Source organism: Burkholderia sp. SIMBA_051 (assembly GCF_046534915.1).
Lineage (GTDB): Bacteria > Pseudomonadota > Gammaproteobacteria > Burkholderiales > Burkholderiaceae > Burkholderia > Burkholderia ambifaria.
Genome location: NZ_JAWRXS010000005.1, coordinates 268090 through 293686, shown reverse-complemented (window position 1 = coordinate 293686; position 25597 = coordinate 268090). Strand labels below are relative to the sequence as shown.

Annotated in this window: 27 protein-coding genes and 4 pseudogenes; 10 read left to right on the top strand and 21 right to left on the bottom strand. The window is 66.5% G+C overall.

Annotated elements, in window-relative coordinates:
- Positions 1 to 187 precede the first annotated feature (187 nt).
- Complete coding sequence (locus SB771_RS14505) at positions 188 to 2116, top strand: TonB-dependent receptor domain-containing protein (protein ID WP_175659173.1); 1929 nt, start codon at positions 188 to 190, stop codon at positions 2114 to 2116.
- 62 nt (positions 2117 to 2178) lie between these two features.
- Here SB771_RS14505 and SB771_RS14500 read toward each other — a convergent pair whose 3' ends face one another.
- Complete coding sequence (locus tag SB771_RS14500; protein WP_175659172.1) at positions 2179 to 2817, bottom strand: LysE family translocator; 639 nt, start codon at positions 2815 to 2817, stop codon at positions 2179 to 2181.
- Between the two features lie 115 nt (positions 2818 to 2932).
- On the opposite strand from SB771_RS14500, the gene SB771_RS14495 reads away from it, so the two are divergent.
- Both SB771_RS14495 and SB771_RS14490 read left to right on the top strand, forming a co-directional pair.
- Positions 2933 to 3400, top strand: coding sequence for an Lrp/AsnC family transcriptional regulator (locus SB771_RS14495; protein ID WP_175659171.1), 468 nt, complete (start codon positions 2933 to 2935; stop codon positions 3398 to 3400).
- A gap of 58 nt (positions 3401 to 3458) precedes the next feature.
- Positions 3459 to 3857, top strand: coding sequence for a VOC family protein (locus SB771_RS14490; RefSeq protein ID WP_175659170.1), 399 nt, complete (start codon positions 3459 to 3461; stop codon positions 3855 to 3857).
- 50 nt (positions 3858 to 3907) lie between these two features.
- Here SB771_RS14490 and SB771_RS14485 read toward each other — a convergent pair whose 3' ends face one another.
- From SB771_RS14485 to SB771_RS14475, 3 genes are read right to left on the bottom strand one after another with little or no spacing between them, the layout of a single operon-like run.
- Positions 3908 to 4261 carry a copper-binding protein gene (locus SB771_RS14485; RefSeq protein ID WP_175659169.1) on the bottom strand — a complete coding sequence of 118 codons (354 nt, stop codon included), beginning with the start codon at positions 4259 to 4261 and terminating at the stop codon, positions 3908 to 3910.
- 41 nt (positions 4262 to 4302) lie between these two features.
- Positions 4303 to 5094: a DUF2182 domain-containing protein gene (locus tag SB771_RS14480; protein WP_175659168.1), complete on the bottom strand. Its 792-nt coding sequence runs from the start codon at positions 5092 to 5094 to the stop codon at positions 4303 to 4305.
- A complete protein-coding gene (locus SB771_RS14475) occupies positions 5091 to 5735 on the bottom strand; it encodes a DUF1326 domain-containing protein (RefSeq protein ID WP_011658900.1) in 645 nt (214 codons plus the stop codon). Before SB771_RS14475 ends, SB771_RS14480 begins: the two co-directional genes overlap by 4 nt.
- A gap of 272 nt (positions 5736 to 6007) precedes the next feature.
- Here SB771_RS14475 and SB771_RS14470 point away from each other — a divergent pair, with 272 nt between their 5' ends.
- Positions 6008 to 7171, top strand: a complete 1164-nt coding sequence (locus SB771_RS14470) for an MFS transporter (protein WP_175659167.1) — start codon at positions 6008 to 6010, stop codon at positions 7169 to 7171.
- A gap of 23 nt (positions 7172 to 7194) precedes the next feature.
- Here the strand turns inward: SB771_RS14470 and SB771_RS14465 are convergent, their stop codons facing one another.
- The 3 genes and pseudogenes from SB771_RS14465 to SB771_RS14455 all read right to left on the bottom strand — a co-directional run.
- Positions 7195 to 7443 (bottom strand): hypothetical protein, encoded by a 249-nt coding sequence (locus SB771_RS14465; RefSeq protein WP_012366135.1) that lies wholly within the window; start codon positions 7441 to 7443, stop codon positions 7195 to 7197.
- A 275-nt stretch (positions 7444 to 7718) separates the two neighbouring features.
- Positions 7719 to 8234: a transferase hexapeptide repeat family protein gene (locus tag SB771_RS14460; RefSeq protein WP_175659748.1), complete on the bottom strand. Its 516-nt coding sequence runs from the start codon at positions 8232 to 8234 to the stop codon at positions 7719 to 7721.
- Between the two features lie 21 nt (positions 8235 to 8255).
- Positions 8256 to 8504, bottom strand: a pseudogene (locus SB771_RS14455) (electron transfer flavoprotein subunit alpha/FixB family protein); the annotation flags it as partial.
- Here SB771_RS14455 and SB771_RS14450 point away from each other — a divergent pair.
- The 3 genes and pseudogenes from SB771_RS14450 to SB771_RS14440 all read left to right on the top strand — a co-directional run.
- Positions 8500 to 8613: pseudogene (locus tag SB771_RS14450) on the top strand (4-hydroxy-2-oxovalerate aldolase); the annotation flags it as partial. The pseudogenes SB771_RS14455 and SB771_RS14450 overlap by 5 nt on opposite strands.
- A complete protein-coding gene (locus tag SB771_RS14445) occupies positions 8613 to 8849 on the top strand; it encodes an SDR family oxidoreductase (protein ID WP_410721806.1) in 237 nt (78 codons plus the stop codon). The pseudogene SB771_RS14450 and the gene SB771_RS14445, both read left to right, overlap by 1 nt.
- A gap of 113 nt (positions 8850 to 8962) precedes the next feature.
- Positions 8963 to 9760 carry an alpha/beta fold hydrolase gene (locus tag SB771_RS14440; protein ID WP_175659166.1) on the top strand — a complete coding sequence of 266 codons (798 nt, stop codon included), beginning with the start codon at positions 8963 to 8965 and terminating at the stop codon, positions 9758 to 9760.
- A 176-nt stretch (positions 9761 to 9936) separates the two neighbouring features.
- Here SB771_RS14440 and infA read toward each other — a convergent pair whose 3' ends face one another.
- The 5 genes from infA to SB771_RS14415 form a co-directional block, all read right to left on the bottom strand.
- Positions 9937 to 10200, bottom strand: a complete 264-nt coding sequence (infA, locus tag SB771_RS14435) for a translation initiation factor IF-1 (RefSeq protein ID WP_006751842.1) — start codon at positions 10198 to 10200, stop codon at positions 9937 to 9939.
- A 461-nt stretch (positions 10201 to 10661) separates the two neighbouring features.
- Positions 10662 to 10865, bottom strand: a complete 204-nt coding sequence (locus SB771_RS14430) for a cold-shock protein (RefSeq protein WP_006751843.1) — start codon at positions 10863 to 10865, stop codon at positions 10662 to 10664.
- A gap of 282 nt (positions 10866 to 11147) precedes the next feature.
- Positions 11148 to 11342 (bottom strand): hypothetical protein, encoded by a 195-nt coding sequence (locus tag SB771_RS14425; RefSeq protein ID WP_244096711.1) that lies wholly within the window; start codon positions 11340 to 11342, stop codon positions 11148 to 11150.
- Positions 11343 to 11554: 212 nt separating this feature from the next.
- Positions 11555 to 11971: a type II toxin-antitoxin system VapC family toxin gene (locus SB771_RS14420; RefSeq protein ID WP_175659165.1), complete on the bottom strand. Its 417-nt coding sequence runs from the start codon at positions 11969 to 11971 to the stop codon at positions 11555 to 11557.
- Entirely contained in the window at positions 11958 to 12194 is a 237-nt protein-coding gene (locus tag SB771_RS14415) for a FitA-like ribbon-helix-helix domain-containing protein (RefSeq protein WP_105831267.1), read from the bottom strand. The genes SB771_RS14420 and SB771_RS14415 overlap by 14 nt, the downstream gene beginning before the upstream one ends.
- Before the next feature lie 441 nt (positions 12195 to 12635).
- Here SB771_RS14415 and SB771_RS14410 point away from each other — a divergent pair, with 441 nt between their 5' ends.
- Entirely contained in the window at positions 12636 to 13862 is a 1227-nt protein-coding gene (locus SB771_RS14410) for an acyltransferase family protein (protein ID WP_175659164.1), read from the top strand.
- A 12-nt stretch (positions 13863 to 13874) separates the two neighbouring features.
- Here SB771_RS14410 and SB771_RS14405 read toward each other — a convergent pair whose 3' ends face one another.
- From SB771_RS14405 to SB771_RS14390, 4 genes and pseudogenes are all read right to left on the bottom strand, one after another.
- On the bottom strand, positions 13875 to 14528 hold the full coding sequence (locus SB771_RS14405) for a hypothetical protein (RefSeq protein WP_320206266.1): 654 nt from the start codon (positions 14526 to 14528) through the stop codon (positions 13875 to 13877).
- Between the two features lie 786 nt (positions 14529 to 15314).
- A pseudogene (locus tag SB771_RS14400) lies at positions 15315 to 16337 on the bottom strand (AMP-binding protein); the annotation flags it as partial.
- A pseudogene (locus SB771_RS14395) lies at positions 16336 to 16902 on the bottom strand (LLM class flavin-dependent oxidoreductase); the annotation flags it as partial. The pseudogenes SB771_RS14400 and SB771_RS14395, both read right to left, overlap by 2 nt.
- A 698-nt stretch (positions 16903 to 17600) precedes the next feature.
- A complete protein-coding gene (locus SB771_RS14390; RefSeq protein ID WP_175659163.1) occupies positions 17601 to 18470 on the bottom strand; it encodes a LysR family transcriptional regulator in 870 nt (289 codons plus the stop codon).
- Positions 18471 to 18609: 139 nt separating this feature from the next.
- On the opposite strand from SB771_RS14390, the gene SB771_RS14385 reads away from it, so the two are divergent.
- The gene (locus tag SB771_RS14385) at positions 18610 to 19998 is read left to right on the top strand and encodes a DHA2 family efflux MFS transporter permease subunit (protein ID WP_175659162.1); all 1389 of its coding nucleotides are present in this window, start codon (positions 18610 to 18612) and stop codon (positions 19996 to 19998) included.
- A gap of 25 nt (positions 19999 to 20023) precedes the next feature.
- On the opposite strand, the gene SB771_RS14380 is transcribed toward SB771_RS14385, so the two are convergent.
- Complete coding sequence (locus SB771_RS14380) at positions 20024 to 20404, bottom strand: DUF4377 domain-containing protein (protein ID WP_175659161.1); 381 nt, start codon at positions 20402 to 20404, stop codon at positions 20024 to 20026.
- Between the two features lie 104 nt (positions 20405 to 20508).
- Entirely contained in the window at positions 20509 to 20727 is a 219-nt protein-coding gene (locus tag SB771_RS14375) for a YXWGXW repeat-containing protein (protein ID WP_011658913.1), read from the bottom strand.
- A 119-nt stretch (positions 20728 to 20846) separates the two neighbouring features.
- Here SB771_RS14375 and SB771_RS14370 point away from each other — a divergent pair, with 119 nt between their 5' ends.
- Complete coding sequence (locus SB771_RS14370) at positions 20847 to 21899, top strand: RNA-guided endonuclease InsQ/TnpB family protein (protein ID WP_175659160.1); 1053 nt, start codon at positions 20847 to 20849, stop codon at positions 21897 to 21899.
- A gap of 56 nt (positions 21900 to 21955) precedes the next feature.
- On the opposite strand, the gene SB771_RS14365 is transcribed toward SB771_RS14370, so the two are convergent.
- The 3 genes from SB771_RS14365 to SB771_RS14355 all read right to left on the bottom strand — a co-directional run bounded on the left by SB771_RS14365 (position 21956) and on the right by SB771_RS14355 (position 25566).
- On the bottom strand, positions 21956 to 23119 hold the full coding sequence (locus SB771_RS14365; RefSeq protein ID WP_175659159.1) for a DUF1501 domain-containing protein: 1164 nt from the start codon (positions 23117 to 23119) through the stop codon (positions 21956 to 21958).
- 2 nt (positions 23120 to 23121) lie between these two features.
- A complete protein-coding gene (locus tag SB771_RS14360) occupies positions 23122 to 24516 on the bottom strand; it encodes a DUF1800 family protein (RefSeq protein ID WP_175659158.1) in 1395 nt (464 codons plus the stop codon).
- A 204-nt stretch (positions 24517 to 24720) separates the two neighbouring features.
- Positions 24721 to 25566 carry a GNAT family N-acetyltransferase gene (locus tag SB771_RS14355; RefSeq protein ID WP_175659157.1) on the bottom strand — a complete coding sequence of 282 codons (846 nt, stop codon included), beginning with the start codon at positions 25564 to 25566 and terminating at the stop codon, positions 24721 to 24723.
- Positions 25567 to 25597 lie beyond the last annotated feature (31 nt).

The window sequence follows — 25597 nt, the reverse complement described above, 5'->3', positions numbered from 1 at the left end:
CCGATGCGCCAGCACCGCCTTTGGCGGTCGCTCCGTTGCATGGACGGCCCGACCTCAGGACCCTTCAGATGTCCAACCTTTCCGCCTCCGCTTCCACGCCGGAAGCGTCGCGCCGTTGCGCCGCCGTCATGCGCGGCGTCTGTGCGCACGCACGCCGCACCTGCAACACGATCACGCTCGCCGCCTCATGAATCTTCGCCATCTTCTCGCCACGTCCGCCGCCACCGCGCTGCTCTCCCCGATCGCCCACGCCGCCGGCGATACGACAATCACGCAGCCGCGCCCGTCCGCGGACGGCACCGACCTGCCGACGATCGCCGTGACCGACACGCGGCATCTGCCCGAATCGTTCGACCAGCGCTATGCGACGACGCAGGTGCTCACGCGCGCCGATCTCGACCGGCTGTCGCCGAGCGAGCCGAGCATCACCCAGGCCCTCGCGATGCTGCCGGGCGTGACCGTCTCGCAGACCGGCGGCCCTGGCTCGTCCGCGTCGGTCAGCATCCGCGGCTCGTCGGCCAGCCAGGTCGCGGTATTCATCGACGGGATCCGGATCGGCTCGCCGACCACCGGCATCGCGCCGTGGGCCGACCTGCCGACCGAAGCGTTCGAGCGCGTCGAAGTGATTTCGGGGCCGGCCGCCGCATCATTCGGCGCGAACGCGATGGGCGGCGTCGTGCAGCTGTTCACGCGCCGCGCCGCCGGCCAGCCCAACCAGACGACCGTGTCGTTCGGCGGCGGCTCGAACAAGACCTTCGACACGCAGCTGCGCACGTCGGGCACCGTGCCGTCGACCGGGCCGCTGGCCGCGCTCGGCGGGCTCACCTACTCGCTCGGCCTGCACTCGTACAACACCGCTGGCATCGACGCAACGCGGCCCGTGTTGCCGTACCACGAGGATGGCCGCAATCCATACCACGCGCAGGATCTCGATGCGCGCCTCGGCTACGCGCGCGATAACTGGTCGATCTCGACGTTCGCGCTGTATCACCGCTCCGACCTGTCCTTCGACAACGCCGGCTATGCGAACCGCGAGCTCGATCATCAGCTGACGACCGGCATCGCGTTCCATCTCGACATCACGCCCGACACGCAGTTCGACCAGTCGTTCGGTTATGCGAACGACCGCCAGTTCCTGTATGCGAGCGACCCGGCCATCCGCACTGACCGGATCGACTCGCAGCGCATCAGTTCGTCGACGTCGCTGACCCATCAGACGCACGGCTTCCACCTGTTCGGCCTGCCGCTGTCGGGCGAGACGAAGGTCGCGTACGACTTCACGCGCGAGCAGGCGTTCCTGCCGATCGACGTGCCGGACGGCGTGCCCACGCGCAACGATTCCGCGTTCTCGCTGCATCAGTCGGCGACGCTCGGCAGCGTGACGATGTTCGTCGCGGGCCGTCACGAGATCATCGCGGGGAAAGCCGTGAACACCGGCAACGCCGCGCTGTCGTGGGCGATCACGCCGGTCTATACGGCGCGCGTGTCGTACGGCAATGCATTCCGCCTGCCGTCGTTCAACGACCTGTACTACCCCGGTTACGGCAATCCGAACCTGAATCCGGAGCGCAGCGATTCGGTCGAAGCCGCGCTCGACGCGAACACCGCGTACGGCACGTTCAGCGCCGCGATCTACGACACGCGCGTCAACAACCTGATCGCGTACAACCCGGCGACGTTCTCACCGATGAACATCGGCCGTGCGCACATCCGCGGCATCGACCTGTCGTACAAGGGCACGCTCGGCCGCACGACGCCGGTGAGCATCGCGGTGGGGATTCTCAATCCGCAGGACGAAACCAATGACAGCTGGCTCAACCGCCGGCCGCGCCAGACGGTCAGCGTGAACATCGACCACACGTGGGACGAACTGCACCTGCATGCACTGAGCACCGGCGCGTCGTTGAACTACGGCGGCACGACGTTCGACGACCCGGCCAACGCCACGTATCTGCCGTCGTACCTGACCGTGAACCTGCGCGCGTCGTACAAGATCAATGCGCACCTGACGGTGTCGGCGACGCTGTCGAATCTGTTCGACCGTCAGTACGTGACCGCGTACGGTTACAACACGCTCGGCCGCACTGCGTTCGGTAAGGTCAGCTATACGTTCTGATCGGGGCGGTCGCGGGCGTCGGTGCGGACAGGTTCGAGCGTTCTATCGCACCGCGGTGCGCGTCAGGACCACACGACGCCGTGTACGCCCGCAATCAACTGGATCGCGCCGAACACCGCGATCACGACGGCCGACACGCGCGACAGCCCGTGCATGAACGTCAGCGGCATCTTCGTGCGCAACGCGGCGGTCGCGCTGCTCAGGCACAGCCACCACGTCGCGGAACCGATGAACACGCCGGCGACCATCAGCGCGACCGTTGGCCCCATCGCGTCGTCATGCGTGCCGGTCAGCGGGCCGAGTGCTGCGAAAATCCCGACGAACGATAGGATCGTCATCGGATTCGACAGCGTCAGGCCGAAGGTCGTCAGGAAATCGCGCAGCACCGTCGTGCGCGGCAAGTCGCGCTGTGCCGCCGATGCGGCCGGCGCCTGCCGCGCGATGGCCCAGGCCAGCCACACGAGGAACGCGCCGCCGCCGATTTTCAGCGCGACGGTCAGCATCGGAAACGCGGTGACGATGCCGGCGACGCCCAGCGCGCCGAGCAGCCCGTAGATCGCATCGGCGCACGCGGCGCCGATGCCGGTGGCGAACCCCGCGTGAAAGCCTCGGCTCAGGCTGCGCTGGATGCACAGCATCCCGATCGGGCCGACCGGCACCGCGATCGACAATCCCATCACGACGGACTTGATGAACAGCATGGCCGGCTCCTCGCGATTTCCAGTGGCTTGAATAGGCATCGTAGGGAAAGTCCGGTCGCCGCTGAAGGCGGTTTTTAAGGAAAAATAGCGGCTTCACCTTAAAAACTCCGCCGCGATGGACGAACTCGACTGGAAGGTACTCGCGCTGCTGCAGGCCAACGGCCGCATCAGCTACACGGAGCTGGCACGCCAGGTTCATCTGTCGGTGCCGGCGGTGACGGAGCGCGTGAAGCGCCTCGAATCGGCCGGCGTGATCGACGGCTACACGGCGCGGGTCAATCCGGCTGCGGCCGGGTACCCGGTGAGCGCGCTGATCGGCATCACGGTGCCACAGCCGGCGAAGGCGAAATTTCTGAAGCTGCTCGAGACGATTCCCGAAGTGGTCGAGTGCCATCACGTGACGGGCGCGGATTCCTACGTGATGCGGTTCGTCGCGGTCAGCATGGCGCACCTCGAGCAACTGATCGAGCGCATCAACCTGTACGGCGAAACGCGCACGTCGATCGTGATGTCGACGCCGCTGCCGGCGCGCGGGCTCGCGCGTCCGGGTGCTGCGAGCAAAGGCGGTCGGGGGGTGACATGATGCCCCGCGCCGCGCGATGCTGTGCCAAGCGCACCTTGCACGAACCGGACAACCTGCCATGTCAGTGATCGGACTCAATCATTACAACCTGCGCGCGGATCGGGCGACGCTCGATACGTTGCGCGATTTCTATGTGAACGTCGTCGGCCTCGAGCCGGGCTATCGCCCGCCGTTCCAGAGCGCGGGCTACTGGCTCTACGCAGCGGGACAGGCAATCCTCCACCTGTCGGAAGCGCGACCCGGCGAGGTGCGTCCGTCGCACGTCGTCAATACGTTCGACCATATGGCGTTTTCATGCGAAAACGCCGCCGACATGGAACGGCGTCTCACCGATGCGCAGGTCCGATACTCGCGCAGATACGTGCCGCTCACGAGGCAGCTCCAGCTCTTTTTCGCCGACCCGGCCGGTAATGGCGTCGAGTTGAACTTCGCCGAGCCCGACCGCGATTTCCGGTGACGAATCGTCGTTGAGCGAACCGGCGGCTGACGCTTGTCACCGGACGCGCATCACGGCCGTTTCACAAGCGTCACGATCGTAAGCGTGCCGTTCACGCGCTCGATGCGGACCTTGACCTTGTCGCCGACGTGCAGCGACTCGATCATCGCCGGGTCGCCGGCCTTGAACGCCATCGTCAACGACGCCATCCCGACGTTCTCCAGCGCGCCGTGCTTCAACGTCACCGTGCCGTGCGCCGCATCGATCCGTTTCACTTCGGCGTCGGTCAGCGCCGCATCCGACGCGGACATCTTCATATCGCCCATGTTCATGCCGGACATGCTACCGGCCGCGCGGACGGGCGTGGCCACGACGGCCATCGCGCCAAGAACGGAAATGGCGACGGCGATGCATCGGATCTTCATCGGGATTCTCCCGGGTGCCGGCCAATGACCAATGCGCGCTGCTACACCAGCAACGTCGCGACCGCCCACGCAATCAGCACGACGCCGAGCACACGGCCGATGCGCTCGCCGCCGGGCAGCACCTTTTCAACCAGCACGAACAGTGACAACGCAACAATCCACACGACGTTCATCACGCCGCCGACGAACAGCAGCGCCATCAGCAGCCAGCAACAGCCCACGCAATACGCACCGTGGCGCACGCCGAGCAGGAAGCTGCCCGTGATGCCCGGCCGCCAGTACGTCGTGAGGAACCGAACCGGTGACCGGCATTGCCGCAAGCACGCCTGTTTCAGCGGCGAAAACTGGTAAATACCGGCCAGCGCGAGGACGATCGCGGAGAGCACAGCGCTCTTCGACCACAGCATCATCCCGGAGATCAGGCCGGCAGGTTGCAGCAGCATCTGCAGCCCGGCCGCGACGACCGAGAACGCGAACCACGATGCCAGATAGCCGGCCAGCAGGAACGTCGACGTGAATGCCGATCCGGCGCCCGCAGGATCGTGATGCCGCAGCACGCGCCGGTACAACAGCACGAGCGGTGCCGCGCCGGGCGTCATCATCGCGATCATCATCACCCACCACATCAGGATCACGGTCGCCAGCGACGGGTCCATCGCGCCCATGTCGTCGGTGAGCCGATGCGGGAACAGTGCGAGCGACGTCATGTCCAGCGCCGACATGCCGGTGCCGGCCCCCGTCCACAGGTAGGCCCAGCACGCGCCGGCGAGCGCGGTCAAGCCGAGCAGCGTGACGACGCGCTCGCGCCCGAGGACATCGTCGACGGGGATCATGCCGTGACGCGATGCCGGATCAGCCCGTGATTGTTCAGATGCAGCCGTGCGAACTGCGCGTAGCTGCCCTTGAGATCCAGCTCGATGTTGCCGTGCGACCGGCCGGTACCCGAACCGATCTCGGCCAGCTCGTATTCGAAGCCGTGCGGCAGGTCGATCCGTGCGCGATGTTCGGCGCCCGTCACCGGATTGCGGATCGGCTCGCCGACGATGTCGAACACGCCATCGACGCTGATCCGGCCGCGCCGCGCATCGACATCCACGTCGAACTCGATCTTCGCGAAGATCGGATCGTACGCCTGCTCGAGCGTCGACGCGAACACGGAGAACATCGTCGCGAATGGATCGGTATCCTGACCGGTCATGATCTTCAGCACGGCCTCGCATTGCGCGGGGCTTGCGCGATTGTCGACGATCGGCTGACAGCGGCCGTGGCCTTCGTGAATCGGCCCGGGCCACTGGAATACGACCGCGATCCGCACGCCGTCGAGCACCACGTCGCCGTAGTGACCGCTGTCGATTGAAATCGCACCCATTGCTTCGCAATTGCCATGCGTCGGCAGCGAATTGAACTGGCAGGGGCAACCGTATGAGCAATTGCAGTTCATTAGTTCGGTTCCCTGAATCTCCCACGGCGTCATGGCTTCACCTCGCGCGGTCGGCGATACGTAACGTTTCGAATCTAGTGCACCCCAAGGGGGAAAGCAAAATAAGTGCGATGCGCGTCGAATGTCGGTAAAAACAGCGTCCCCGCGGCGCGCAATGACACGTGCAATCGAGCGTGTTCGGGCCATGTCGGACAAAAGCGGACGCCCCTGTTGCATCGCCACGAATGCGGGCATTCCGCATCGGTCCTGGTCCATACTGTCTCGCAATCGACCACTCCCCGACCGTCGTCGCGCGGTTGGCTGTCATGCGCGTTCATAGTGCATTGCTCTTTCTCGTCGGCACACTGCTTACCGCGGGCGGCTACGGCGCCACGTTCCTGCTGTCGATGCGTTTTCGCATGATCGGCGGCAGCGATCTCGATACCGGTGCGGCCCTGGCCGCCGCGACGGTCGGCACCTTCGCCGGCCTGTCGGTGGTCGGCTGGTTCTCGCGGCAGATCGGCGCCGCGCGGATCGCCGCGTTGTCGTCGCTGTGCATCGGTGCCGGCATCGTCGGCTTCGCACTCGTCGGACGTGCGCCGTCGGCCGACTTGCTGTCCGGCTTCCTGGTCGGCTTCGGCTGGGGCGCGTTTCATCTGGCCGCGCCGATGTCGCTCGCCGAACGCACCAGCGGCGCTGCGCGAAACGTATGGTTCTTCCGCTCGTCCACCTTCCAGATGACGGGCATCGGCGCAGCGCCGGCATTTGCCGCGTATGCGATGCGGGTGCTCCACTGGTCGATCGACGACACGCTTTACGCGGTCGGCGCGCTGTGCGCGCTCGCGTCGCTGATGCTGGAGGCGTTCGGCCGCCTGTGCCCGCGCCCGCCCGCCGCCGCGTCCGGCGGCCGCTGGGTGCGCGACCTTCGCGCCATCTCGCGCACGCGCGCGGCCGTGCCGATCGCGATGATCGCGCTCGGCACCTGCGTGTTCTCGGGCCTGATGACGTTCCAGATGTCGTTCATGCAAGGCACGCAAGCGCGCCCGGGCACATTCTTCAGCCTATACACGGTGACGGTGGTGACCGCGCGCTGGCTGCTCGGCAAATGGGTGCGAATGGCGCGTCCGGAACTCGCGACCAAAGGGTTACTCGTGACTATGTTGCTCGGGGCGCTCGCGATGTTCGGCGCGTCCGCGCACGCGTCGTTCCAGTCGATCGCGGCGGTGCTGCTCGGCGCCGGCTACGGGCTCGTGTATCCGGTCATCCAGGCGCAGGCGCTCAACGATTGCCCGGCCCCGCAACAGCACGGCGTGCTCACGTGGTTCGTCGCGTCGTATTTCATCGGCACGTTCGGCTTTCCGTCGGTCGGCGGCTGGGTGATGGTGCACGCCGGCAAGGGGGCGTTGCTGATGCTCATCGCGAGCTGTGGTTTCGCGGCGCTGTCGCTCGCGTTCCTGCACGACCGCCCGGCGCCGGCGCGCATGCGATGAGCGGCAGCGCGATGCCGCGGCGGCTAACTGGATTTCTTCGGCGCGCGAGCGACGGAGAACCACGCCATCGCCGCGCCCGCGACCCACGCGCAGGTCACCAGCAGGTCGAAGTCCATCATCGCCTCGAAATTCGCACTGTTCTCGAAACTGCAATGCCGGCCGTGAAGGAATTCGATGCAACCGCTGACGACCCACTGGACGTGCATGAATACGTGATAGACGGCGAAGGCCGAAGCGATGACGGCGACGCGCAGGGGTATAGTCGTTTTCATTCGGCGCCGGAGGCGGTAGGCTGATCTGACGCCGATCTTAAGACAACGACGCCGCATCAGGCAATCGATCCCGCGCGAACGTCATGACCGGCATGCACGATAGCGAATCGCCATCCGCATAAACCCCGAGAAAACCCATGTCCGAACCTCACACGATCGCGCTGATCATCGATCCTGAATACGGTGAGCGGATTCGTGCGGTTGTCGCGGGCGTTTGGCACGTGTGGGTCGTGACGTAACATGACCTGAACGATGCGGCCGTCGATGCGCGCCGCTTACGCGTCGTCGATCTGCCGGAGCGTCTTCAGGCAATCCACCGCGAGCTGCTGATAGACCCGCGTGCCATTCGCCTTCGCCGCGATCTCCGCGTCGCTCAGCCGCCGCACCACGCGCCCCGGCACGCCCGCGAGCAGCACGCCGCGCGGCACCTCGTAGCCGGCCTTCACGAATGCGTACGCGGCGCCGATCGTCGCGCCGTCCATCACGACCGCGTTCATCCCGATCATCGTGTCCGGTTCCAGCGTCGCGCCGTGCACGATCGCACCATGGCCGATGTGGCTGTTCATGCCGAGCCGGCACGTCTCGCCGATGCCGACATGCAGCACGCAACCGTCCTGCACGTTGCTGCCGTCGTCGTCGACGATCGCGCCGAAATCGCCGAGCAGGCTCGCATGCGGGCCGATGTAGCAGCCCGCGCCGATCGTCACGTCGCAGATCACGACCGCGCTCGGATGAACGTACGCAGATGGATGGACGCGCGGGCGCATGCCGTTGAATTCGAACAGCGGCATCGCGCAGAGCACCGCGGCCGCTTCGGGCACGAGCGTGAACAGGTCGCCGACGAGGCCGTAATCGGCCACGCTGAAGATCGGCGCTTCGGGATCCTTATTGATCGCGACGATCACCTTCGAATCCTTCATGCCGGCCAGATGCTGGTTCGCACCCGAGATGCCGACCGCGATGTATAGCTGCGGCGCGACGATCTTGCCGGTCTGGCCGACCTGGTAGTCGTTCGGCACGTAGCCGGCGTCGACTGCGGCACGCGACGCGCCCAGCCCGGCGCGCGACATTCTCGTCGAACTGGGCCGGCAACGGCTCGTCGGCGGGCAGGAGGACATGATCGAGGATGCGGCGCTGACGATGGTTCGGGCGCGGGCGGCGGCGGCGTAATCACCCGACCCGACCGTATCGGGCGGCATCCCCCGATACGGCTGCAGTCACGCGGAACGGGGCGCGATGCGCCCCGTTTCTCTTCTGTAGTCGCGCACAAACGGCGTAAACGGCCGGCCTTCGGCCGCGTGGGCGAGCCCGACGACATCGGGCCGATGATCGCGTCGCTGCTGTCGGACGACAACCGCTGGGTGAACGGGCAGCGCATCGAGGTGTCGGGCGGAATGGCGCTCTGACTGTTGACTTTCGCCGATCGGCCCGATACGATCGATGCACTTTCAAGACGCCCTCCCGGTCCGCCGGGAGGGCGTTTCGTTTTGGTTCGCCAACCAAAAGGAAACCCCTTGAAATGACCCGTATCGACACCCTCGCCTCTCGTCCGAACAGCGGCCTCGGCTACCTGCAGCACGGCACGGGCCCCGAATGCGTGATGGTCATGCACGACTGGCTCGGCGACCATACGAACTACGCGGCACTGCTGCCGTATCTCGACCAAGCGGCGTTCACATACGTGTTCGTCGACCTGCGCGGCTATGGCGAATCCATCCACCTGACCGGTGCCTGTACCATCGACGAGATTTCGGCCGACTGCCTGGCGCTCGCGGATCGCCTCGGCTGGCAGCGCTTTCACGTGATCGGCCATTCGATGACCGGCATGGCGACACAACGGCTCGCCGCCGACGCGCCATCGCGCATCAAGAGCGCGATTGCCGTGTGCCCGGTGTCAGCGGCCGGCAATCGCCTGAACGACGACGCGCGCGCATTCTTCGCGAGCACGGCCGTCAATGACGATGCGTTTCGCCGGCTCGTGCGATTCGTGACGGGTGGATTGTCGGCGCGCTGGGCCGATTTGAAGTTGCGGCAGAACCGCGAGCGCGTGGCGCCGGATTACCGGCTCGCGTATCTCGACATGCTGACCGGAACGGATTTCGTCGACGACATACGCGGGCTCGACACGCGCTTTCTGGTGATCGTCGGCGACAAGGATCCGGGGCTCGACGAAGCGGCGATGCAGGCGACGTTTCTGGCGTGGCATCCGAACGCGCGGCTCGTGCCGATACCGAATTGCGGGCACTACCCGATGCAGGAATGTCCGCCGTATTTTGCGATGATCGTCGAGGATTTCCTGCGGGACGCGGCCCCTTGAGCGTTGCGCACGCGCGGTGGCCGGTAAAGGCGGGGTTGGCCGCCGCGGCATGACGACGCCGCCGACGACCGGTGAACGGCACGCGATGTGTCGTCCATCCTATTCGTCCGGCCTGATCGGCCGGACGGGATTCGATCAGCGAGCCTGTGCTGCCTGCTTGCGCCGATCGTTGCCGATTAGCGACGCGGTTGCCCGCTGCGCGGCGGACGCGTCGAGTTCGCGTCCTTGTGACGGAAGTTGATGCGCCCCTTCGTCAGGTCGTACATCGACAGTTCCAGCGTCACACGATCACCCGCGAGAATGCGGATGTGGTTCTTGCGCATGCGGCCCGACGCGTACGCGCCGACCACAACGCCGTTTTCCAGCGTGACACGGTATTTGCTGTCCGGCAGCACTTCGTCGACGATTCCGTCCAGTTCCAACAGTTCTTCTTTTGCCAAACCAATTCCTCCAGAGAAGGTAAATGACCGCGGCCACGGCGAGCTCACCGGCGCCGTGGCCCGCAACGGGACGGCCGCCGGCAGGATGCCGGGTTTCAATTCGTTCAGACGGGCGACGGGCCCATCTTGCAATCGGAGCCCGGCGCATTGCGGCGGTCGGGCGGTCAGTGGCGGCGGTGCGATCAGCACCGCGCAAAGTCGGGACCGTGCCACGTGCGGCATGGCGACGGCCTACGGGTTGCAGCATGGGCCGCTGGCGACGCGGCGAGCGCTTCGCGAGGGCGTTGAATCGCACGTCGTACGGACCTGCGATGAATGAGGGAAGCACACGACCGATGCATCGTGTATACCGCGATGCATCGGTCGTGTGCGTCGGAACGCGCAGGACACCGGCTTGGGCCGGCATCCGCGCGAGCTCCGTCCGGCAGCGGCCGCCATTCGGCGGCCGGTGCCGACACGGCTTACTGCGGCGTGATGTTCGACGCTTGCAGGCCCTTCGGGCCACGCTTCACTTCGTAGCTGACTTTCTGACCTTCGGCCAGGGTCTTGAAGCCCGTGCCGCGAATTTCAGAGAAATGGGCGAACAGATCGTCGCCGCCGTTGTCCGGGGAGATGAAACCAAAGCCCTTGGTTTCGTTGAACCACTTGACGGTACCGGTATCCACAAATACTTCCTTAATACGATTGAGAACAGCGCCCGCAACGGGCACAGAAAGAATCAAAGAGGGAGAGACCAACGACTGCCGCACAATGTGCAGTGCGGCCAATGATGAGCAATCGAACTTCTTGAAGACTTCGGTCTCGGACACTACGCGGCACCGGCCGATCCGTCAAGCTCTTTTCGATGCGGCGCACGCACGCGCCAGCGTGTCCGCCTTGCTTGGCGGGCCTCTGCGGCAATCGGGAGGGGGTAACGATTCCCTACCTTTTTTTGCCGCGCGCCGCCGTTACAGCGGTTCGAACACGTGATGCAGCGCCGGCGGTGTCCCGCCGTCGCCGATCGGCTCGTCCATCTTCAGGTACAGCGCGCCGTCGGGCGCGTCGAGCGCTTGCATGCCCAGCACGTCTTGTGCGTCGCTGCGCCACGCATCGACGCGGGTCGCCTCGACGACGACGTAGCCGAGCGCACGGACATCGATCATGTCGGCCTCCTCCAGGTTCAGAATCCGTTGTTCGTGAAAGGATTCTGGCCGGTCGGGGATGGCGTCACATCGTCTGTTGGGACGAGAGTCGGAGGGGGAATTGGCGGGGAGTTGGTGGAAATCGGGTGCCCCGCGCAAGCCCGATGGGACGGGCCATGCGCGACGGAGAAGACGGGAAGCTGGGCGGATTGCCGCGATGCCCGCGACTTCGATCAATCGAACGGGTTCAGCAGCCGGACGCCGGTGCGAACGAAATCGTCGACATTGCGGGTAACGACCGTCAGATCGTTGATCAGCGCGGTGGCCGCGATCAGGTGATCGAGGGCGTGCGCCGGATCGGGCACGCGCAAATGGCCCCACATCTGGGCGGTCTCGATATCGACCGGCAGGATGTTCGACGCATAGCCGGACAGGATCGTCGCCATCCATGCCTCGAGCGCCGACGCCTGCGGATGATCGCCGCGATGGCGGATCAGGTCGACGCCGCGCCGCAGTTCGGCCACCGTCACGACCGACAGGTAAAGCGGGCTCACGTCGGCCTCCGCCTGCCTGAAGAACGCGCGCACGCCGCGGTTGGTTCGCTTGCCCTTTCTGATCTCGCTGATGACGTTCGTATCAATCAAAAACACGCCTGACCTCGCCGGAATCCTGAACACGTTGGAAATCCGCGTCTTCGCCGACGTCCGGCATGCTCATCAGCACGTGCGCGAATGTCCGTCGCTTCGGCCGGCCGAGCGCCTCGGCCAGAATGGCCCGATGTTCGGCCTCGGCGCTCCTGCCGTTGGCCGCGGCCTGCTCGCGCAGGCTCTGAACGATACTGTCATCCACGTTACGCACCAGAAGATTTGCCATAGGTACCTCCATCCAGATTGCTATCAATGATAGCGCCGTGACGGTGAATTGCAAGCATTGCTATCATCGTGACGATCAGATGGAAGACGGAAGTCGGCGCGGGCCGGCGGCAACAGGCAACAGAAAGCCCCTGCGCCGCTGGCCCGACGCGTCGAACTGCTGTCGTGCACGGTAAGCCGAATCGAGGCGATGAAAAAGACGGCCGAATGGCCATGCCCCGGAGGGCAGCCGGGGCAGATGCGCGTCGTACAGATGACACCCGCCGCATCGAAACATCATGTTGCATCTCCATGCGGCACGCCGTCGTGACCGTTTGATACCATCGACGCACAAGACCGGCGATCGAACGCCGCACCACGCGCGCAGAAGACCTTGCATCGACGCGGACCATCCGTGCCTGAAATCCCGATCCAAGCGATCCAAGACACGAGACGCCCTTCAGTGGACCTGATTACCCCTTCTCTGGATACCCTGTTTTCCCCGACTCCCGACAAGCTCTACTTCCCGGCCTGCCTTGCGGCCGTCGCGATCATCGCGTGGCTCGTCGCGAGGCACGTACCGTTCTACCGGTCGGCCGTCGACAAATCGCTGTCGATGCGCCATCCGAACCTGGACGGATTCCGCGGCATCCTGGCGACCTCCGTCGTCTTCCATCACTTCGCGTGCAACCAGGGCTTGCTGTCGACCGGCGTCTGGGGCGCCCCCTCCGACTTCCTGCGCAATCTCGGCACGATTCCCGTCGCGCTGTTCTTCATGGTCACCGGGTTCCTGTTCTGGGAACGCGCGTGCAGGGGCACGTTCGACGTGCGGAGCTTCTTCGTCGGGCGCGTGCGGCGCGTCGCCCCGCTTTATCTCTTTTACGCGATCGTCATCGTCGCCTGCACGCTGTACTGGTTTCCCGGCAATGTCGTCGACGCGCCGATCCGGTTGCTGGCCGATCTGCTCAAAGCCGTTTCGCTCGGCTGGTTCGGTGCTTTTCCGGTCAACGGCGCGGAACACACCGGCTATCTGAGCGGCGTCTGGTGGACGCTCGCGTACGAATGGCGGTTCTACGTCGCGATTCCGTTTCTCGCGTGGTTCGTCGCGACGCGCGCGTGGCGCAAGCTGCTCGCATTTGCGATCGTCACGTTCTGCGCCGCGCTGTTCGGGCCGCCCGGCGGGATGGCCCTGCTGTTCGCGTTCGGCGCGCTGGCGTTCGAGGCCTCGCGGCATCGCGCGATCCGCTCGCTGCTCGGCACGAAATCGGCGGCCACCGTCGCGCTGCTGATTCTCGCCGTCGCCCCGTATCCGGCCGAACGCTACTCGATCGAGGGCGCGTTGCCGCTGCTCCCCGTGTTCCTGTGCGTCGCGTGCGGGAACACGTTCTACGGCGTGCTCGAAACCCGACCGCTCGCGCTGCTCGGCACCGCCAGTTTCAGCATCTACATGCTCCACATGGCGATCGTGTACGCGATCGTCCGCGCGTTCAACAAGTTCGTTTTCCCGATCAATTCCGTTGACGACTCCGGCGTCTGGGCGCTGTCGTTTGCGTGCGCACTGGTCGCCGTCTTCTGTGCGCTGCTGACTTACCGCTACATCGAGCACCCGTTCATCGCGAAGCGCAACGGCGCGCACCCGGCCCGCAGGACGGTTGAACCCGCACGCGAGCAGAGTACGGCCGCGCTGTGACGCGTGCGCTGCTCAGAACCGGTACGAGATCCCGATCTGCAGGACCGGATACCAGCGATACCGCGACATCTTCCGATTCAATTCATCGAGGCCGCTGGAGACCAGGATCTGGCTCTTCTGCGGCCCGGCTGCGGCGGCCAGTGCCGGCGACAGCGTGTACGAGCTGCGCGGGATCCCGTATGCGACGCCGATGTCGGCAACGAAGCCGAGCCCTTTCGATGCCGGCCGATGCCCGTAGCCGATCCCGACGTACGGCATCACAGTCGGATAGCGCGCCTCGGCGACCGCATACATCCCCGGCAGCGCCGGGTAGCGCTTGCCGCCGAATACATAGGTACCGTTGGTGGGCACCGACACGCCACGGATCTCATCATCGTTGAAGCGCAATCCGAGCGTCGTGCGAAAGCCGCTGCCGCGCCACGGAAAGATATCCGCATACAGGCCGCCTTGGCGCAGCTTGACGTCGTCCTTGTAGCGATTGCCGGCCACCGTGAAGTCATGCGTCAGATTGATCGCATTGAAATCCGCGTGCGCGCCGAGCATCGAATTGAAGCTGACGGCCGCACCGATGCCGACGCCCTGCGTGCCGCCCTGCAGGTAGATTTCCTGCGCGTGCGCGCCGGCCGCGAACACCACCGCCAGCGCTGCCCATTGGTTCATTGTCATTTTCACGGGCGTTCCCCCGACTGTGCCGGGCGCCTCGACCCGCCGCGAGCAGCGCATGCCGCCACGCGCAGCGGGTCCCCCGGCACGACACCTTGCAAGCAAGCTTGCTGTTTGACGGATCGAGCGTGCGGTGCCCGTTCGTGTCGCCGATACGACGCTGCTCGCGTCCGACACGTCGGGCCGCCATCCCGCGGCTCGAGCCGATCCCCGATGTTTCGATGTCGTTGCGTGCCGCTCCCGCGATTTATCGTAAATATCAGTCGCGTTGTCACGAGCGGCACGGGGCTCACCGCAAGGCGTGTGCCATACCGCTCGAACCCGCGCGGGACAAGCGTCGCCGTCACCTGCCCCGGCGTGACGCGTGGGGGAATCGACGGAAATGTTTCAGGAACGCATCTGTTTTCGCGATTCATCGTCGTTCGCGATACGGGTGAGCCACGCATCGCGCGCCGCGACGCGCGTCGGGCAAGCACGCGCGGCTGTGGACGCACGCGAATCGCGACGGCCGGAAAGCGCGTGCGAGTAGTCGGGGGAAGAAAAATGTTTCACTGACGTGACCTCGCGCGCGGCGCGCGAGGTCGAGATGCGGAATCGTGCATCGAGGCTCAGGGTGAATACCGAGGATGATGCGTACACAACCGATCGCGGCTGCGACGGCTGTTCATGCGCGTCGACGCATGCGATACGGGCAGACGATCCCGTGCTCGCTCGATGCGCAGATTCGGGATCGATTCGGCGACGTAAGCGTGTATCCCTCTCTTCGATCGTGCACCGAAGCGACGGCCTTCAGCCCGCCGCTTCAGCACCCGCGCGCAGCCGATACTTCAGCACCTTGCCGGCCGCGCTCGTCGGCAATTGCTCGACGAACGTGTAATGCCGCGGCACCTTGTAGTTCGCCATGTTGCTGCGCGCCCAGTCGTTCAATGCATCGGCGTCGGCATGCGCGCCGGGGCGCAACACGACGTACGCATGTCCGACCTCGCCGAGCCGCGTATCGGGCACGCCGACCAGCGCGACCTGCGCGATCGCCGGATGCGCGGCCAGCAGCCGCTCGATCTCGGCCGGATAGCAGTTGAAGCCGCCGACGATGAACATGTCCTTGATCCGGTCGGTGATCTTCAGGTTGCCGTTCGCGTCCACGCAGCCGAGGTCGCCCGTGTGCAGCCACCCGGCCGCATCGACGGTGTCGCGCGTCGCCTCCGGCTGGTTGAAGTAGCCGCGCATCACGTTGTAGCCGCGCACCCAGATCTCGCCGGTCTCGTCCGGCCCGAGTGCCGCGCCGTCCGGCCCCGCGATCCGCAGCTCGATGTCCGGCATCGGCCGGCCCGACGTATAGGCGACCGTCTCGGCGTCGTCGCCGTGCCGGCACAGCGTCGCGAAGCCGCACGATTCCGTGAGCCCGTAGCCGGTCAGCACGGTCTCGAAGCCGAGCTCCGCGCGTATCCGCTCGATCAGGCTCGGCGCGATCGCGGCCGCGCCGGTCACCGCGATCCGCAGCGACCACAGATCGCGCGCCGCGCGCTCGGGCGCATCGAGCAGCGCGTAGTACAGCGTCGGCGGCCCGGGCAGCACCGACACGCGCTCGTCGGCGACGCGCCGCAACACGTCGTCCGGCTGGAACACGAGATGCGGCAGCACGGTCGCGCCGCTCGACAGCGCGGCGAGCCAGCCGGCCTTGTAGCCGAACGTATGGAAAAACGGATTGACGATCAGGTAGCGGTCGTCCTGGCGCACGCCGGCGATCGTCGCCCATGCCTGCGCGGCGCGCAGGTTCTGTCCGTGCGCGGTCATCACGCCTTTCGGACGGCCCGGCGCGCAGCAGCGCGTCGGTGTTCGTGCACGCGAGGTACATCGGCGGATGCGGATCCTGGAACGGCTTCGGGTGGATCGGACGCTTCGGAATCTTGATGTACTGGCCGTCATGCTCGATCTCGTCCTGCACGAACATCTTCGGCACCAGGTACATCGACTCGTCGATCATCGGCTGCAGTTCGTTGAGGTCGTAGCCGAACGCGCCCGCCTCCTGCTGGCTGCCGCCCTTGCCGACGCCGAAATGCACGCGGCCGCCCGACAGGATGTCGAGCAGCGCGACGCGCTCGGCGACCTTGATCGGATGGTTCATCGCCGGCGGCAGGCACACGACGCCGTGACCGAGCCCGATGCGCGTCGTGCGCCCGGCCAGGTACGCAAGGAAGGTTTCCGGCGCGCTCATGTGCGCATAGTTGGTCAGCGACGTGTGCTCCACGCACCAGATCGTGTCGAAGCCGACCTGCTCGGCCAGCAGCGCCTGTTCGACCGTCTCCTTGAACACCCGGTGGTCGCCCTCGCGCGATGCGTCGGTGGTCTGGGCTTCGTAGATGAGGGAAAACTTCATTGTGTGCGTCTCCATGTATGTTGGACGAGTCGGGCTCGTGCAGCCGCCCGCACGGTACGGACGAATAGCGACGGTCCACGGATGGGAGTGTCGGCGCGCCGGCCCGCACGGGCATCGTCTGTTTGGAGTAACGGCCCGCCCGCGGGGACAGAGGGGTTTCACCGTCATCCGATCGGACTGCGTCGCGCCCGGCACCGCGCGCTAGCATCGAACGACGGTGCGGTGCGCGCCTCACGACAACGGAGAGAGGGAATGAAGGTATCGATGCTGCTGTACCCGGTCGACGACATCGACACGGCCTTGCCGTTGTTCGTCGATGGACTGGGCCTGAACGTGAAATTCCGCGACGGCGACCGCTACTGCGCGCTCGACGGCGGCCCGCTGACGATCGCGCTGGTGGCCGGCGACGAGCAGATCGTCGAGCGCGCGGCGCTCACGCTGCGCGTGGATGAAGGCGACGACCTGTACGCGGCGATGGCGCGGGTCGTGAAGGCCGGCGCGTCGGTGCGCGTGCCGGTGCAGGCCGGGCCGCACGAATTCCGCGCGGTGCTGGAGGACAAGAACGGCGCGCTGCTGGTGATTTCGCAGAAACGCGCGGCATGACGCAGCAACGCGTGGCGCGTGGCCCGGCCGGCAAGCGCCCGGCCGGATGCGGCGCGAACTGGCGGTTGTCTGCAGCTGTCAGGTAACGCAGTGCGCTACACGCCCAGATCGGCCGCGCCGGGTGCGCGCAGGTCGCTGGTTTCCAGCAGCTCGAGCAGCGTGCCGGCTGGCTGGCTGAGCCGCTTCGCGGCGAGCGCGATGAATTCGACGTCGGGCAGCGCGGGCAGCCCGTCGCCGTTTACCGGCGTCGCCAGGCCGCGCGCCGACAGATACTGCGACGTCGCGGTGAGCCCGAGCCCGGCCCGCGCGGCCGCGATGCAGCCCGGCTGGCTGCTGCTCGAACACACGACTTCCCAGCCGATTCCCTTTTCCGCGAGCGCGTTCAGCACGACCGCGCGCGTGACGCTCGGCTCGGCCACCAGCACGAGCGGCAGCGGCCGCTCCAGGTCGACCACGGTGCCCGGCCGCGCGACCCACTCGAGCCGCGCGCGCAACAGCGGCGTGCCGCGCCGCTCGCCGAGCCGCCGCTTGCCGATCATCAGGTCGAGCGCACCCGCATCCATCAATTCGTAGAGCCGGCTCGTCATGCCGGTCGTGATTTCCAGCGCGACGTCGGGGTGCGCGGCGCGAAACGCCGCGAGCACGTCCGGCAGCGCGACCAGCGCGAGATCGTCGGACGCGCCGAGCCGCACGCGGCCCTGCAGCCGCGGCTTGCGAAACTGCGATTCCGCGCGGTTCAGCGCCTGCAGGATCACGTTCGCATGCACGAGCAGCGCCTCGCCGTCGGCCGTCATCGCGATCGAATGCGTGTCGCGCACGAACAGCCGCCGGCCGACGCTCTCTTCGAGACGACGGATGTGTTCGCTGACGCTCGACTGGTTGAGCCCGAGCTGCCGCCCCGCTTCGGTGAAGCTGCGGCAGTTCGTGACGGTCGCGAACGTCTTGAGCCAGACGGGATTGAGCATCCCGCATTGTCATCGCCGATTACGATGACAGTCAATGCCATCAGGCAGCTTCCCGATGACCACCGGAATCGATACCATCCAGTGCTTGTAGACCGGCGTGCCACGTTGCATCGCCGGTCGCCGCACTTCCCACTTCGTCATGTCCCGCGAACCCTCACATTCCGCGCTGCTGTGGATCGTCGCCGCTGCGTTCTTCATGCAGTCCCTCGACACGACGATCGTCAACACCGCGCTGCCGTCGATCGCGCAAAGCCTGCATGCGTCGCCGCTCGCGATGCAGCCGGTCGTGGTCGTCTACACGCTGACGATGGCGATGCTCACGCCGGCGTCCGGCTGGCTCGCCGATCGGTTCGGCACGCGCCGCGTGTTCTCGCTCGCGATCCTGGTGTTCTCACTCGCGTCGATCGGCTGTGCCGCGTCGCACACGCTCGGCCAGCTCGTCGTCGCGCGTGCCGTGCAGGGCATCGGCGGCTCGATGCTGCTGCCGATCGGGCGGCTTGCGGTGTTGCGCCGCGTGCCGGGCGAACAGTACGTCGCGGCGATCGCGTTCGTGTCGATCGCCGGCCAGCTCGGCCCGATCGTCGGGCCGACGCTCGGCGGCTGGCTCACGCAGGCGATTTCCTGGCACTGGGTGTTCATCGTCAACGTGCCGGTCGGCGTGGTCGGCTTCATCGCGGTGCAGCGCTTTCTGCCGCACGACCAGGCGACGCAGCCGCCGCCGTTCGACTTCGTCGGCTGTGCGTTGCTGTCGATCGCGATGCTCGCGCTGTCGCTCGCGATCGATCCGCCGATGCCCGCGCACCGCACCGGCTGGGCGATCGGGCTCGCCGTGCTCGGCGTGGCGAGTGCGCTCGCGTACCTGCCCCACGCACGGCGCCGCGCGCAGCCGCTGTTCCGGCTCGGGTTGTTCCGCGAGCCGAACTTCGGCTCGGGGCTGCTCGGCAACCTGCTGTGCCGGATCGGCACGAGCGCGGTGCCGTTCATGCTGCCGCTGCTGATGCAGGTGCAGCTCGGCTATACGCCGCTGCAGTCGGGGATGATGATGCTGCCGGCCGCGATCGCCGGCGTGATCGCGAAGCGCTGGATCGCGCCGCTCGCGAAGCGCTTCGGCTATGCGACGTTTCTGGTCGTGAACACGGCGATCGTCGGCTGCGCGATCGCGGGGTTCGCGCTGGTGTCGGCGCGGCCCGCGCCGGCGCTCGAGATGGCGTTGCTGATCGTGTTCGGCGCCGCGAACTCGATGCAGTTCGCCGCGATGAATGCCGTGACGCTCAAGGGGCTGTCGCACGCCGACGCCGGCAGCGGCAACAGCCTGTTCACGATGATGCAGATGCTGGCGATGGGGCTTGGCGTGTCGATCGGCGGCGGGCTCGTGAACCTGTTCGCCGCGCATTGGGGCTCGATGGCGAACGGCTTCATGCTGTCGTTCGTCTGCATGGGCTCGGTCACGCTGCTGTCGTCGGTCGTGTTCCGGCGGATCGATACTGCGGGGCCGCCGAGGCCGGTTGCGCCGCGGGCGTCTGCGTAATCGGCGCCGCGGGCGGGCGCAGCCGTCAGTTCACCTGACGCCGCTCGACGACACGCTTGAGCACCCAGCGGATCGACGAAGCGTCGGCCGGCGGTTGCGCCACGCGGTACTCGTCGACTTCCAGCACGTATTGATAGCCGGGCTGGTACGCGAAGCCTTCGATCCCCGCGTACCACAAGCTCCACGGCTCGGCCGGGCTGCTGCGCACCTGCAGGCAATCCATCGGTGCGACGCCCGTGCAGCGCGCTGCCTGCGGCGCCACATAAACGGTCTTGGTCACGGGCCGGCCGTCCGCCGGACGTGCCGCGCGCGGGTCCGTCGCGGTCGCGTTGGTCTGGCATCCGGCGAGCAGCGTGCTGCCGGCAATCACGGCCGCACCGAGCAGCGTTCTGGTGTTGCGAATCATCTGGAGGTCCTCAGGAAGCGTTGGCGGGCCGATTAGACGAGCGCCGCGCCGGGAAAGTTCACAAACGGCTTACAGCCGGTGTGCCGGCCCGCCGTTCGCCCGCTTCAATACACGGCCACCCAGTGGCCCGGCACCCACGCCCAGTGGTTGCCGGCCCAGCGGTAATGGCCTTTCACCCAGCGATAGCCGGGCGCGGGCGGCGGCGGCGCCACCTCGACGACCGGCGCGGGCTGCGGCGGCCGCGCCGGTTCGACCACGCACGCGGACATCAGCGCGGCGCTCGCGCTCACCAGTACGGCAAGCGATACGGATCGGATCTTCATCAGAATTTGCTCCGAGAAACCCCGCCATTTCCCCCAAGGGGACTTCCTTCGGGGCGGATGGCGGGAAGGAAAGGCGTGCTGTTGACAGGCAGCTTCTTGCACGGGTTAGGATCACCGGCATGATCCTTGTCTACCGCTACCGCGTGAAGTCGCTCAACGGACTGCTCAACAAGCAAAGCCGTGCGGTGAACTACGTCTGGAACTTCTGCAATGACACGCAGAAGCACGCGCTCAAGTGGAGCAAGAAGTGGCCGACGGGATTCGATCTGAACGTGCTGACGACCGGCAGCAGCAAGGAACTCGGCATCCACTCCGGCACGATCAACGCGACGTGCGAGCAATATGCGAAGTCGCGCAGTCAGCACCGTCGGCCCTACCTGCGCTATCGCGGCAGGAAATCGCTGGGCTGGGTGCCGCTGAAGGGGCGCGACCTGAAGCGCGAGGGTGACGCGTTCCGTTTCGCCGGTAACACGTTTCGGGTATTCCACAGCCGGGCGCTTCCCGAAGGCAAGATCAAGGATGGGACCAACTTTGCGCAGGATGCACGCGGCAATTGGTTTCTCAACATCGTGATCGAGATGCCCGATGTTCAAGTCCGCCCGATCCGTTCCGGTGTCGGCATCGATCTCGGCTTGAAAGACTTCGCCACACTTTCGACGGGCGAGAAGCTGCCTAACGATCGGTTCGGTCGATGCGCGGCCGAGAAGCTTGCGAAAGCGCAACGGGCGCGAAAGCACAAGCGACATATCGCGAAGCTGCACGCCAAGGTGGCGAATGCCCGCGCCGATTTTCAGCACAAGCTCGCCCTCGATCTGGTGCGACGGTTCGATTACATCGCGGTCGGCAACGTGTCGGCCGCCAAACTTGCCAGAACCAGGATGGCGAAGAGCGTCTACGACGCGTCCTGGTCGTCCTTCCGAAACAAGCTCCGTTACAAAGCGATGGCGCACGGGGCCACGTTCGAGGAAGTCGACGAAAGCGGTTCTACCCAGTCCTGTTCGGCGTGCGGATCGAAAGACAGCACGACGCGGCCGAAAGGTATCGCGGGACTGCGAATGAGAGAGTGGGCCTGCGATGGCTGTGGTGTCGTGCATGATCGAGATACCAACGCTGCGCTGAACATTCTCCGATGCGGACGTGCATCGCCAGGTGTGGGAATCACCTGCCTTTAGGCGGGTGAGGACGTCAAGTAATCGGTTGGCGGATGCGAACGCACGCACGGCGCGCGTCACGCCGTTGTACGAATGAGGCCCGTCATCGGCCGCGTCGCACCGCTTTCCGCGAACAGCGTGGACGCGGTACGGCCGGGATCGAGCCGCAGGCTTTCGGCGGCCGCGCCCGCGATCAGCGCGTCGAGCGACGCGGTCGGTTTCAGGTCGCGCCCTTCGTACAGGTCGCCCGGCCGCAAGCCGGGCCAGTCGGCGATCACGCGGCCGCCCGCGACCGCTCCGCCCGCCAGCATCGCGACCGACGCCTGCCCGTGATCGGTGCCGCCCGTGCCGTTCGCGGCGGCCGTACGCCCGAACTCGGTCGCGACGAGCACCGTGGTCTGCTGCCACACGGGCCCGAGTCCGTCGCGCAACGCAGCAAGCATCGTGTCGAGCGCCTTCAACTGGTTCGCGAGCCGCGCGTTCTGTGCGCTGTGCGTGTCCCAGCCGCCCGTCTCGATCATCGCGATCCGCGGGCCATCGTCGCGCGCAAGAAACGTCGCCGCGAGCTTGCCGACGCCTGCCGGGTCCTGGCGCGCATGCGCATCGCCGGCGAGCCCGCGCGCGGCCATCGCCGACTGCCACAGCGGCCCGAGCTGTGCGTCGGCCTCGTAAAGCGCCGACACACGCGCGAGCAGATCGTCCGGCGCGGCCGGCAAACCGGACGCCGCATACGACGCCGCCTGCACGCCGCCGCGCAATGCGAGCGGCACCGTCGGCGCGAATGCGATCGCGCGCTCGCGCGTCGCCGGCAACATCGCGGCGAGGCGGTTCAACCAGCCGTCCTTCACCTGGTACGGCGCGCGGCCGCCCGTCTCGAGCACGTTCTGGCCATCGAAATGCGAGCGGTCCCGATACGGCGATGCGATCGCGTGGACGAACAGCGCCTGTTTGTCGCGAACCATCCGTGCGGTCTGCACGAGCGACGGATGCAACGCGAACGTGCCGTCGATGCGTATCGCCGTCGACGAATCGATCGCCAGCGGCCCACGCAGCGACGCATACGCGGGCTCCGCATACGGGACGACGATGTTCAGCCCGTCGGCCGCGCCGCGCTGGATCACGAACACGAAGCGTCGGTCGGTCTCGACGTTCGCGAACACGATGCGCGGTGCGACGAGCATCGCACCCGCGCCGGCCGCGGCAATGCTCAGGAAATGCCGACGGGTAAGGGATCGAGCCATGTTCATCTCCGTTGGAAATCGGGTGACACGAGCAGCAGCGCGAGCGACGTGGTCGCGCTTTCGGCACGCGACAGCGCAGTCGCCGTCGGCTCGCTCAGCGAGCCCGCCAGCAGCGTGTTGCCGAGCGTGCGTGGATCGAGCCGGTCGCCCGTGCGTGCGGCGAGCCGCTGCGCGATCTCCACGCGTCGCACCAGCGCGTCGGGCGCGGCCCAGCTCGCGGCCAGATCGTCGTAGCCGGCCGGCGAACCCGGCCGCCACACCGGCTGGCCGAGCTGCGCGAGCAGCGGCGCGACTTTCAGGTCGCCCGCGTCGCGCCAGCCGAGCCCGCGCAGCGACGACACGGCCCACTCCCACGGCGTCTTGAACTTGCGATTGACCGGCGACCATGCGGCCGGCGCGTCGACGAGCGCGCGGTAGACGGTCGGCAAATCGCCACCGCTCGTCTCGAATGCGCGGGCGAGCCGGTCGGTGAGCGCGGGCGGCGGGTTGTCGGCGACGAAATGGCGCGCGAGCTGGAACGCGATATGCCGGCCCGTTGCCGGCGAACGTGCGAGGTCACCGAGGATCGCGCGCGCCTGCGCTTCGCCAGGCTGGTCGTACGTGCGGCCCATTACCGTGCGCGCGCCCGGTTCGTGCAGCTTCGGGCGAAACACGAACGCGCCGGGCGCCGCATCGCCGGGCTGCGGCCCGCGTCCGCCGGCAATGCTCCAGCCGGTCAGCGCACGCGCGAATTCCGTCACGTCCGCTTGCGTATAGCCGGTGCGTACGCCGAGCGTATGCAGCTCCATGATCTCGCGCGCGAGGTTCTCGTTGAGACCACGGCGCGCCGCCGGATCACGGGCTTCGGCGCGCATCGCGGCCGGACTGTCGGGGCCGACCGAGCGTGCCTGGTCGAGGAACAGCTGCATCGCGGGATGCTGCTCGACGGCGACGAGCATGTCCTCGAAGCGGCCGAGCACGTGTGGGCGGATCGCGTCGCGCTCGAATGCGCCCGCGTACGCGGCGACCTGCCCCTTGTCGACGGACACCGCGAAATGGTTCGCCCAGAAATGCACGAGTCGCTCGACGAACGGCGCGGGCGTGGTGAGCGCGCTGTTCAACCGTGCGGCGACCGCACTGCGATACGCGTCGTAGCCGTCGCGACGGATCGACTGCGCGGTTGCCCGCTTGGCGGTCGCGTCGTCACTCGTCATCGCGTTGCGGGTGTTCGCGAAGCGCGTCGCGAGCGTGACCGCGTCCGGTTCAGCGGCCCATGCGGCCGGCCGCGCGTCGTAACGGTCGAATTGAGCGATGAGCGCCGCCTTCGGATCCGCAGGCGGCGCTTCGTCGGCCCGCGCGCCGAGACCAAAGCGGTTCAGCGCGATGGCGGCCGGTGAGATGTCGTTCGGATGGTCCATGACGGGGGGTCTCGCGATGCGTACCCGTGTTTAACGGGCGGCGGGGGGAAATCCGTCGGGGGATGTGAGAAATATTTTTTGGGGTGTCAGCGCGTACGTCTTGCGATCGGCTTTCAAACGCCGGCGGGCAGTCGGGTCGTCGCGCGCTGAATTTTTGTCATGGATGGCGAAACGATTGCCCTGCCGTGTGCACGTTCGCGGCTATCACCCCAACTCGAACGACGTCACGCCGAACACGCGATCGATCGCAATCGCGGGCACTTCTTTCGTATACATCCGCGCGGTCTCGAATACGCTCGACATGCCGTGCCGTTCCGCCAGCGCAACGGCCGCAGGATTCGTTTCCGGCACGTCGAGCGTGATCACCTCGTCGGGCATCCGCGCCGCCAGCGCACGAAACAGCCCCGTGGCGATGCCGGCATCATCGGCAAAGAGCGGGCCGATCTTGCAGCCCGCCTTGCAGCGGCGTATGACACCGTAGCCGGCGACACGGCCGCCATCGATCGTTGCGAGTGCAACGGCATCCGGTTGAGCAATCCAGACCGAGACGAAACGCTCGCGCGCTGCGGGGAAACACCGGCGATCGTAGGCAAGCAGCTGCTCGAACGGTACATCGACCGCTGCCGCCACATGCGCGCACCCGATGCCGTCGACGCGCCCCTGATAGCGGATGTTGCGATACGCGAGCCGGAACCCGGACTTCGCGTAGCTCGCCTGCCGGGCAACGACACCGTCGAGACCGATGTTACGGTCTCCAAGGTAACGCACACCGTGCTGCCAGATGCGCAAACCGAAGCCTTGACCGCGAAACGCGGGCTTCACGATGTAGAGACCGATGAAGCCGAAGCGCTCGTCATAGGCGACAGCGGCGAGGCAAGCGACCGGCTCGCCACGCCAAACGCCGACGAAAAAACCGGCCGGGTCCGCTTCCCTGAAACAATGTGGGTCGTGCAAGCCGGGGTTCCACCCTTCTGCAGCCGCCCATTCAACCGACATGGCCATCTCGTCGGCCGACATGGTGCGCACGATAAAGTCTTCAACTCGATTCATGGTTCGCCCCTGTCGCGGCCCTCGAGCTTGC